Below are 8981 nucleotides of genomic sequence, written 5' to 3'. Positions count from 1 at the left end.
TATCAGCGACCCGTGCCGTGGTGTCAGCGACCCGCGCCGTGGTGTCAGCGACCCATGCCGTGATATCAGCGACCCATGCCGTGATATCAGCGACCCATGCCGTAGTATCAGCGACCCATGCCGTGGTATCAGCGACCCGTGCCGTGGTGTCAGCGACCCGCGCCGTGGTGTCAGCGACCCATGCCGTGATATCAGCGACCCATGCCGTGGTGTCTGCGGAGCATGCCGTGGTATCAGCGACCCATGCCGTGGTGTCTGCGGAGCATGCCGTGGTGTCAGCGACCCAAACAGAGGGAGTATTCAATAAAGTGTGTCAACTTGGTTTTTAATTTTCTAAATAAGGTATCAGAGATCGTTAATAACAACTAAAACAACTTTTATTACCTAAATAATTGGGCTTATGGGTTTCCGTAAGAATGTATGCTCACTTTGTATTAGGTTCGTAGGAATTGTAAGAATAACCCGATTTTTATAATTAATTAACAAATAACAATAACTCGTTAATAACTTTACTTTTAATAAAGTGTTGGTTTTAATATATTTGATAGCGTAAAAAAACACTAAACCTTACGATATCACATGTTTTTACCGGGATAAAACAAATAAAGTTTGGTATATAACGAGTTGGCAAAAATTAAAATATGAACAAACAATGAAAGAAAGAATTTGGAAATAATAACTATAATTTTTGGAAGTATTTTCTTTAAAACTTGGTTAGGTGCAATTTGCGCCCATATTTTATCGCTTTATTCCGAAGAATTTAAAGGAACAATACCTTTTTTAAAAAAAATATTCCCTGAAAAAAAGCCTGCTTTCTATTTCAGACTTGACTTTTTAGTCTTACCGCTAATTGGAGCTTTATTGGCTTATGTATTATTAGACCCGATAAGTTTAAAATCATCAATCTTTGCTGGTTTAAGTTGGAGTGGAACATTAATAGCTCTATTGAAGAGAAATAATAACCAAATATCAGAAAAATCAAATGATGAATAATATTGATTTAGCATATATAATACCTTTATTAGGTTTATTAATCTCGTTTTTTTCTTTTCTATATATTGGAAACAAAAAGAAAAAGAAAATTGAATTTAAATGGACTAAATACTTCCCTTTAATATCTGTAATCTCGTTTATCATTGGAGTTTTTTTCATTTCAAATTATTATGAAAACCAACTAAGAAATGAAAAAGAAAAATTTGAATTACTTGAAAAAAAATTAACCTTAAATGATAGTATTTTTTTGAGTAGTGAAAGGAAAGATGAAACTATAGATAGTTTAAATTTACTTAAAGCAAAATTAAATAAACTACTTGCAAATGTAGAAAAGCAAGAAAAAATAACAGGAAATAATTCAAATATCAAAAATCGAATAACTGAAAAAATATCTAATACTAATAATGAGATTGGTTTAATTAAATCATATAATGAAATAATAAAGCCCGAAAAAACTCTAAAAGGACACACAACTAGTGGAAATACTTCTAATTTTTTATTTAAATGTCCTCAAGATATAAGCTCTGATTATTTAGATTTGAAATTACGATTTCAAGATGAAAAGTTAATTCCTAAAATTGCCTATATTCTAATAACAGTTACAGAAATTAGAGATAATGGAGAAAATTGGCATGTATTCAGTCAAACATATAAACCTCAAAATGGAGTTAATGCATTTAAAATTAAAAATTATTTAAAAAACAAAAATACTAGCTTTGACATAGGATATATTTTAAAATCTGAGATAAATAAAGATTATCCTACTTTTGAAAAAATTAAATGTAAATAAAAACTTTTGCCAACAAAGTACTGTGGTAAAAAACAAGTAAAAACTCATTAACTTTTCACTAAAATACTTCTATAATTATTATCATAGGTTAGCCCTGATTTTGCGATAGCAAATGCTTGCTTTAATAGTTTATTACACACGGCTATTAATGCTAACTTTTTACTCTGAAACACACTTTTAAGAGTTTATAAAACATTCGTAATTTTGCCGTATGAAAATAAAACTACTCGCCATAGGTAAAACTGACAATAAGCAGTTACAGCAATTAATTGACGAATACCAAAACCGCTTAAAACACTATGTAAAGTTTGAGTTGGAGATTATTCCAGATATTAAAAACGTTAAAAACCTAAGTGAGGCGCAACAAAAAGAAAAAGAAGGCGAGTTGATTTTATCTAAACTACAACCTACTGATCAACTAGTTTTATTAGACGATAAAGGAAAGCAACATACTTCCGTAGAGTTTTCACAATACTTACAAAAGAAGATGAACTCTGGTATTAAGCAACTGGTGTTGGTTATTGGAGGACCTTATGGTTTTTCTGAAGCTGTATACAATAAAGCACAAGGAAAGTTATCGCTCTCTAAAATGACGTTTTCTCACCAAATGATTCGTTTATTTATAGTTGAGCAAGTGTATCGTGGTTTTACTATTCTTAGAAACGAGCCTTATCATCACGAGTAAAAATCCTAAAACTTTTATTTACATCAAATTTTATGTGAGTCAAAGCATTATGCTTTTAATTTCCAGAAAAGCATAGTAAAAAACCTGTTAAAAAGTTATTTTATTTTTGCATTTAGCCATACTTTTGCGCCCCGAAAAATAAAACTTATATAACATAAAATAAATATGAAAACACTAAGATTCTTAGCTACTTTAACTTTTTTTATATCCTTTACTTGCTTACAACAAGTAACTGCTCAAAATGACATTAAAACGTTAAAGATTCAGGTAAAAAACAAAAAAAATCAAATTAGCGCTAATGAAGAAATCTTAATTAGTGGTGTTGATGCTTTAAAGCGTGTAAAAGGAAATTTAGAGCGTTTTAAGAAAAGTAAAAAAGCTACAAAACAGGAAGTAGAAAGAAAAGAAAAAATTGCTGCAAACATGCAACAAAGATTAAGCAAGCTAAACAATCAAATTGATTTGCATAAAAAAGATTTGGCTTCTTTAGAAAGAAAGTTAGCTAGAAAACTAAAGAAAGAAGAATCTTCAAAAAAAGAAGAGTCTTCGAAAAAAACTGACAATACCGAGGTGGTATATGAAGACAATATTAGTGCTGAACAAAAAGAAATTATTTTACAAAAACAAAAACTTGAAGAGGCTCGTAAAAAATTAGATGATGAAAGAAAAGCTAGAGAGCTTGCTTACTTAAAAGAGCAAGAGGCTTTACGTTTAGAAGAAGAAAAACTGAAGCAATTAAGCAATCAAATTAAAGTTAAAGAGAAAAACATTAGTAAAGAGAAAAACACTTTAATTAGTGATCTTGAAGATGACATTAGCATTAATGAAGAGATTTTAGTTAGTGGTAAAGAAGGTTTAGCTAAAATGAAGTCTAAATTAGAAGAGGCTAAAAAAGATGCTTCTACTTCTAAAGAAAGTATTGAAAGAAAAGAGGCTATTATTAGTAAGATTGAAAATCGCCTGTTAAAAATTCAAAATGAAATTGATGCTAAAAAACAAGAATTAGCAACTATAAAAGGGTAAAACTTTTTTCTCATAAACAAAAAACTCCAAGGATAACCTTGGAGTTTTTTTATTGTTTTTATGCGGTTGCTTTGGGTTTTCTAAACATTAACCAAAAACCGATTAATACTAACGGAATACTCAATACTTGTCCTGTATTTAAGGTATTAAACACCCAATCTTCTCGTCCATCTACTTGCGCTTCTTTTAAGAACTCTATTACAAAACGTAACGACCATAACACAACCATAAACAACCCGAATAAAAATCCTGTTTGGTTTTTCTTGTCTGTTTTCCAATAGAAATGCCATAATGCAAAAAATAAAACTAAATAACTTAACGCTTCATATAACTGAGTTGGATGACGTGGCACGGTTTCTCCTGCTCTTTTAAAAATTACCCCAAAGCTGCTTCCCGTTGGTTTTCCGTAAATTTCTGAGTTAAAAAAGTTTCCAAAGCGAATAAAAAATCCTGCTAAGGCTACCATGATTCCTAATCTATCTAAGATAAATAACCATGGTTTTTGTAAGTGCTTTTTAGCATAAAAGTACATCGCAATAGGAATTCCAATCGCCGCTCCGTGACTTGCAAATCCTGTAAACCCTGTAAATTTCCATCCATCTAACAATCCGAATAAAGCCGAAGCTCCTTCTTGTTTTTTAAATGGTAATATGATTTCCAATAAATGGTTTTGATAATAATCCCAACTGTAAAAGAAAACATCTCCTAAACGCATTCCTACCAACATAGAAACGAATACGTACATAAATAACGGGTCTAGTTTTTCAACAGAAATGTTATCATTGATATAAATCTTTTTCATTAATTGAAGTCCTAAAATAAACGCTGCTACAAACATTAAACTGTACCAACGAATACCAAAACCTCCTAAATTTATTATTTCTGGGTTCCAATCCCACACTATGGATAAAAAATTCATCTACTTTAATTTAGTTTTAGTGTCATTGCGAACCTTTCGGCTGTCGCTAAAGACAAGTTAAAATGAAATAATCTTAAGATTACTTCTTAATAAACTCCTCAATGACAATTATTATTTTTCTTTTTTCTCTGGAACAGGGTCGTAACCACTTCCTCCCCATGGGTGACAACTAAAAATTCTTTTTAATGCCAACCAACCACCATAAAACAATCCATGCCTTTGCAACGCTTCAATGGTGTAGCTTGAACACGTTGGTGAATATCTACATGTTGCTGGTGTAAACGGAGATATGGCTGTTTGATAAAATCGAACTAGTAATATAAACGGATATGTTAGTATTTTTTTCAATTAGTTAACTGTAAACGTTGTTCCTTCTCTACCGTCTTTTAATTGAATCCCTAATTCCAGTAATCTATCACGAATTTCATCAGACAATGCCCAATCTTTATTTTCACGTGCTTCTTTACGCATGCTAATTAACATATCCACTACTCCGCTTAACTTATCAGAATTGTTTCCTTCTGAAGTTTCATTCATTAATCCTAATACATCAAAAACAAACGCGTTGATTGTATTTTTAAATACCACTAAATCGTCGGCAGTTAAACTTGCCTTTTCTTCTTTTATTTGATTGATAACTTTTACAGCTTCAAATAAATGTGATATTAAAATTGGCGTATTAAAATCATCATTCATAGCATCGTAGCAATCTTGTCTCCATTTTTGAACATCAAATGAAGAAGTAGCACCTGCTTCAATTTTATCTAAGAAATCTACAGCTTCCATCAACTTTGCATGCCCTTTTTCAGCAGCTTCTAACGCTTCTCCAGAAAAATCTAAAATGCTTCTATAGTTCGCTTGCATATTAAAAAAGCGAACCACACTTGCAGAAAATGCTTTTCCTAAGATATCGTTTTCACCAGTTAAAATTTCGTTTGGTAAAATAAAGTTCCCTGTTGATTTAGCCATTTTTTGACTGTTCAACAACAACATATTGGTGTGCATCCAGTAGTTTACTGGCTGTACTCCAGAACAGGTATGCGATTGAGCTATTTCACACTCATGATGCGGGAATTTTAAATCCATTCCTCCACCATGAATATCAAATTGTTCACCTAAGTACTTTGTACTCATTACTGAACATTCTAAATGCCAACCTGGGAAACCATCACTCCAAGGTGAAGGCCAACGCATGATATGACGATCATCGGCTTTCTTCCAAAGTGCAAAATCTTGTGGGTTTCTCTTATCTGATTGTCCGTCTAACGCTCTAGTATTATGAATAGCATCTTCTATTTTTCTACCTGAAAGAATTCCGTAGTTGCCTGTTTCGTTATATTTTAACACATCAAAATACACTGAACCGTTTACTTCATAAGCAAAACCTTTTTCCATGATTTCCTTAATCATTTCAATCTGCTCTACAATATGACCCGTTGCAGTAGGCTCTATACTTGGTGGTAAAAAGTTGTAGTTGTTTAATACATTATGGAAATCAACTGTATAACGTTGCACTACTTCCATCGGTTCAATTTCCTCTAGTCGTGCTTTTTTTGCAATTCTGTCTTCACCTTCATCTGCATCGTTTTCTAAGTGACCTGCATCAGTAATATTACGTACATAACGTACTTTATACCCTAAGTGTAATAAATAACGATACACCACATCAAAAAACATAAAAGTTCTTACGTTTCCTAAATGGGCGTTGCTATATACTGTAGGACCACACACATACATACCTATGCGTCCTTCAATTACTGGTTTAAAAAGCTCTTTTGATTTAGTTAAAGAGTTATATATTTTAAGTTGATTTTCTTTGTATAATTCCATAGTAAAAGTGACTATTTGTAATCGCTAATATAGGCACTTTATAAAGAATATAGAAAAAGAATTTGGCAGCAATTTTATAGAAATAGAAGGTAGTTTTGTTTGTATTTCTTATTGATTTTTAACTTTTAATTGACTGTATTTACCGTCTATTTCAATTTCTTTATCGTTAGAAATTAAAATGAACTCTCCGTTATACTCTACATTTCCATCTTTTAGTTTCTTAACCTTATCACTTTGGATATCAAATTTCTTATTTATACCTGTTAAATCAACTCCAGCATCTGAATAACTTAAAAATACTTTTAAATTATTATGACTTGGGTGTATTTTGGTAATGGTTAAGTTTCCAAACTTATTATTTACTTCAACATTACTATATACATTACTTACCACCAAGCCTGAAGAGTTCGAATTTACTGTTGTGTTGGTAACCGATGCTAATTGAGCATCGGTTACATTATTTAAGAACAACGTACAAGCGTTTAATGAATTTATATTTACTGGTGAAAATGAAATATTTAATTTTCCACCGTCAAGTGCGTCAGCTTTGAAGGTTCCATAACTAACCTTTCCTGAAGCTTTGGTTTTTGGCAGTTTTACTTTACAATGGCGGGTATTCAAATCAAACGTTGCTGATTTTGGAACCTTTATAATAATCTTCTTTGTGATTTTTACTTTTTTTCCATTAATCATAAGGTTATTACTGTCAGAAGAGTAAGAATAGTTCATACGAGTTTTTTTCATTTCCTCTCTAACCTTATGCATTTCTTCTCGTGCTTTTGCTAATTGTTTTCTAATCCTCTCTCTATCAACTTTTTTAAGTTCACTTTTAACTCTTTTAAGTTCTTCTTTTAATTTTTTCTCATTGAGAACTTGATGTTTTTTTGAGAAAAACATCTTTGTCTTAGAATTCTTATTATTCTTAAGATATTCTTTATATGCTTTAGTTTTCTTAAATTCTTCCCACTCTTCTTTTGATGTAATGTTTACATTATGTTTACCATCTTTCCATTTAAATCTAACAAGTTCTTCAGTTTCAAACATTTTTTCTACATCAAAATCTACATCTTGAAATAAATTTTCAAAATTAATTTCAGGGATTTCTATTTCAGGCATTTCTGGAATCTCAGGCATTTCTGGGATACTTACCTCTGGTATTTCTGGTATCACAGCAACCTCACTTTCTGTATCATACTCAAATATTCTTGGGTAATTATTGTCTGATGAATTGAAGAATACAATATTGTCTCTTCCTATTCTAAAGCTATTTCTATTGGCATTAATTTGTACCTTACTTTTATTCCCTAAGGCTTCAAATTTCCAGTTGTCTAAATATTTTTGAGCTTCTTTTTTATCTAGCCCTTCAACTTCTACAACTGCTTCTACTGAAACTTCATTTCTGTTCCATGTAGTCACATCAACATCCGCATTAGATGCATTGATATTAACTACTACGTCTTTATTTGTCTTAAAATTTTCACTGAACTTCTTGTTGTATTTCTGTGCAGATACAACGCCTGTCACTAACAGTAAAAAAACACTGATTTTAAATTGTTTGAATGTCATTTTGAGTTGGATTTTTAAATTCTTGTAATTGTTTTTGCATACGTTTTAACAGCTGTAAACGTAATTGCAGGTTTCCAATCAATGCATTGATAGTATCGTCGTTAATTCCTTTTGTATTGAGCTCTTCGGTTAACGATTTATATTCTTTGGTTAATTCTCCTATTTTGGTCAAATAACCATCAAAAAGTTCTTTGTTATCGTCAGTTAATTCTAACTGACTTAACTCGTAATTAATGGTATTTACATAGTAGTCTTCCACCGTTTTTAACTCAGGAGATATGGTTCCTAAACTAATTTGATTTTGAGTGTCTTTTGGAAGCTCTGTTATTATTGGATCTACAGTATTTGTTGGATAAAACTGAATTCCTAAACTTACCAACAACACAATAGATGCTGCTATATACAGCCATTGATATGATTTTTTTATTGATGGTGTTGAATGCAATTCATCCATCAACTTTTGTTGAAAACGCTGTCTGTGATTTGTTGATAACCTCTCTGTGTTTTCAACATTGTTTTTTAGTATTTCTCTAATATCTTTAGACATGATGTACTGCTTTTAATTGTTCTTGCACTTGTCTTTTTCCTCTTAATAAATGTGTTCTCGAACTCACTTCCGAAATTCCTAATATTTGTGAAATTTCTCCGTGGTCATACCCTTCTAATAAAAACAGGGTTAACACAACTCTATATTTTTCTTTTAATTGCTGAATGCAGTTTACAATATCTTGATGCGATATCGTAGCGGCTACATTCCAATTATCATCATCTACTACTGTGGTAATTTCTTCATTGATCGAAACCAGTTCTAGTTTTTTCTTCTTTAAATAATCAATACTTTGATTTATAACGATTCTTTTCAACCAAGCACCAAACGCTACTCCTTCTTTATAGGAATCAATATTTTTAAATGCTTTTATAAATGCTTCTTGCATTACATCTTCCGCTATAAACGAATCTTTTACATACCGAAACGCCACTGTACACATAGCATCACAATACAAATCATACAGTTGCATTTGTGCTTTTGCATCATTGTTTTTACAGGCATCTATTACCGATTGATGTAACTGTTTAGTTGATTTCATTCTTGATTTCTTACCCTAAAGACGAGACTTTTTCCGTCGCGTTGCATTTTCCTGCATTTTTATTTCTAAATTTACGTTATTATTTTG

11 protein-coding genes and 1 pseudogene are annotated in these 8981 nt (G+C 31.5%); 5 read left to right on the top strand and 7 right to left on the bottom strand.

The features are described from left to right. From MK851_RS06525 to MK851_RS06515, 3 genes are all read left to right on the top strand, one after another. A partial coding sequence (locus MK851_RS06525) for a hypothetical protein (RefSeq protein WP_320242512.1) occupies positions 1-307 on the top strand: 307 nt, incomplete at its 5' end. Between the two features lie 359 nt (positions 308-666). Further along, on the top strand, positions 667-993 hold the full coding sequence (locus MK851_RS06520) for a hypothetical protein (protein ID WP_320242510.1): 327 nt from the start codon (positions 667-669) through the stop codon (positions 991-993). Further along, the gene (locus MK851_RS06515) at positions 983-1783 is read left to right on the top strand and encodes a hypothetical protein (protein ID WP_320242508.1); all 801 of its coding nucleotides are present in this window, start codon (positions 983-985) and stop codon (positions 1781-1783) included. Before MK851_RS06520 ends, MK851_RS06515 begins: the two co-directional genes overlap by 11 nt. A gap of 47 nt (positions 1784-1830) precedes the next feature. Here MK851_RS06515 and MK851_RS06510 read toward each other — a convergent pair. Then, positions 1831-1950, bottom strand: a pseudogene (locus MK851_RS06510) (IS110 family transposase); the annotation flags it as partial. Between the two features lie 44 nt (positions 1951-1994). Here MK851_RS06510 and rlmH point away from each other — a divergent pair. Continuing rightward, entirely contained in the window at positions 1995-2468 is a 474-nt protein-coding gene (rlmH, locus tag MK851_RS06505) for a 23S rRNA (pseudouridine(1915)-N(3))-methyltransferase RlmH (protein WP_320242506.1), read from the top strand. 165 nt (positions 2469-2633) lie between these two features. Beyond that, a complete protein-coding gene (locus MK851_RS06500) occupies positions 2634-3491 on the top strand; it encodes a hypothetical protein (protein ID WP_320242505.1) in 858 nt (285 codons plus the stop codon). 58 nt (positions 3492-3549) lie between these two features. Here MK851_RS06500 and lgt read toward each other — a convergent pair whose 3' ends face one another. The 6 genes from lgt to MK851_RS06470 all read right to left on the bottom strand — a co-directional run bounded on the left by lgt (position 3550) and on the right by MK851_RS06470 (position 8894). Then, complete coding sequence (gene lgt, locus MK851_RS06495; RefSeq protein ID WP_115900471.1) at positions 3550-4410, bottom strand: prolipoprotein diacylglyceryl transferase; 861 nt, start codon at positions 4408-4410, stop codon at positions 3550-3552. Between the two features lie 111 nt (positions 4411-4521). After that, positions 4522-4758: a membrane protein insertion efficiency factor YidD gene (yidD, locus tag MK851_RS06490; RefSeq protein WP_320242501.1), complete on the bottom strand. Its 237-nt coding sequence runs from the start codon at positions 4756-4758 to the stop codon at positions 4522-4524. Continuing rightward, complete coding sequence (cysS, locus tag MK851_RS06485; protein ID WP_320242499.1) at positions 4759-6240, bottom strand: cysteine--tRNA ligase; 1482 nt, start codon at positions 6238-6240, stop codon at positions 4759-4761. It lies immediately after the preceding gene. A gap of 108 nt (positions 6241-6348) precedes the next feature. Then, positions 6349-7806 carry a hypothetical protein gene (locus MK851_RS06480; protein WP_303506646.1) on the bottom strand — a complete coding sequence of 486 codons (1458 nt, stop codon included), beginning with the start codon at positions 7804-7806 and terminating at the stop codon, positions 6349-6351. Further along, positions 7787-8353, bottom strand: coding sequence for a hypothetical protein (locus MK851_RS06475; RefSeq protein WP_303506648.1), 567 nt, complete (start codon positions 8351-8353; stop codon positions 7787-7789). Before MK851_RS06475 ends, MK851_RS06480 begins: the two co-directional genes overlap by 20 nt. Continuing rightward, the gene (locus MK851_RS06470; RefSeq protein ID WP_303506650.1) at positions 8346-8894 is read right to left on the bottom strand and encodes an RNA polymerase sigma factor; all 549 of its coding nucleotides are present in this window, start codon (positions 8892-8894) and stop codon (positions 8346-8348) included. Before MK851_RS06470 ends, MK851_RS06475 begins: the two co-directional genes overlap by 8 nt. Positions 8895-8981: the final 87 nt, after the last annotated feature.

It is taken from the genome of Tenacibaculum sp. 1B UA (assembly GCF_033978845.1).
Lineage (GTDB): Bacteria > Bacteroidota > Bacteroidia > Flavobacteriales > Flavobacteriaceae > Polaribacter.
The sequence above is the reverse complement of the archived record's forward strand: the minus strand, read 5'-3'. Positions and strand labels throughout refer to the sequence as shown.

Bases quoted from the DNA above. Each gene is read 5' to 3' on its own strand.
- MK851_RS06515 (WP_320242508.1), top strand. From the start codon at position 983: ATGATGAATAATATTGATTTAGCATATATAATACCTTTATTAGGTTTA.
- rlmH (WP_320242506.1), top strand. From the start codon at position 1,995: ATGAAAATAAAACTACTCGCCATAGGTAAAACTGACAATAAGCAGTTA.
- MK851_RS06500 (WP_320242505.1), top strand. From the start codon at position 2,634: ATGAAAACACTAAGATTCTTAGCTACTTTAACTTTTTTTATATCCTTT.
- lgt (WP_115900471.1), bottom strand. From the start codon at position 4,410: ATGAATTTTTTATCCATAGTGTGGGATTGGAACCCAGAAATAATAAAT.
- cysS (WP_320242499.1), bottom strand. From the start codon at position 6,240: ATGGAATTATACAAAGAAAATCAACTTAAAATATATAACTCTTTAACT.
- MK851_RS06480 (WP_303506646.1), bottom strand. From the start codon at position 7,806: ATGACATTCAAACAATTTAAAATCAGTGTTTTTTTACTGTTAGTGACA.
- MK851_RS06475 (WP_303506648.1), bottom strand. From the start codon at position 8,353: ATGTCTAAAGATATTAGAGAAATACTAAAAAACAATGTTGAAAACACA.
- MK851_RS06470 (WP_303506650.1), bottom strand. From the start codon at position 8,894: ATGAAATCAACTAAACAGTTACATCAATCGGTAATAGATGCCTGTAAA.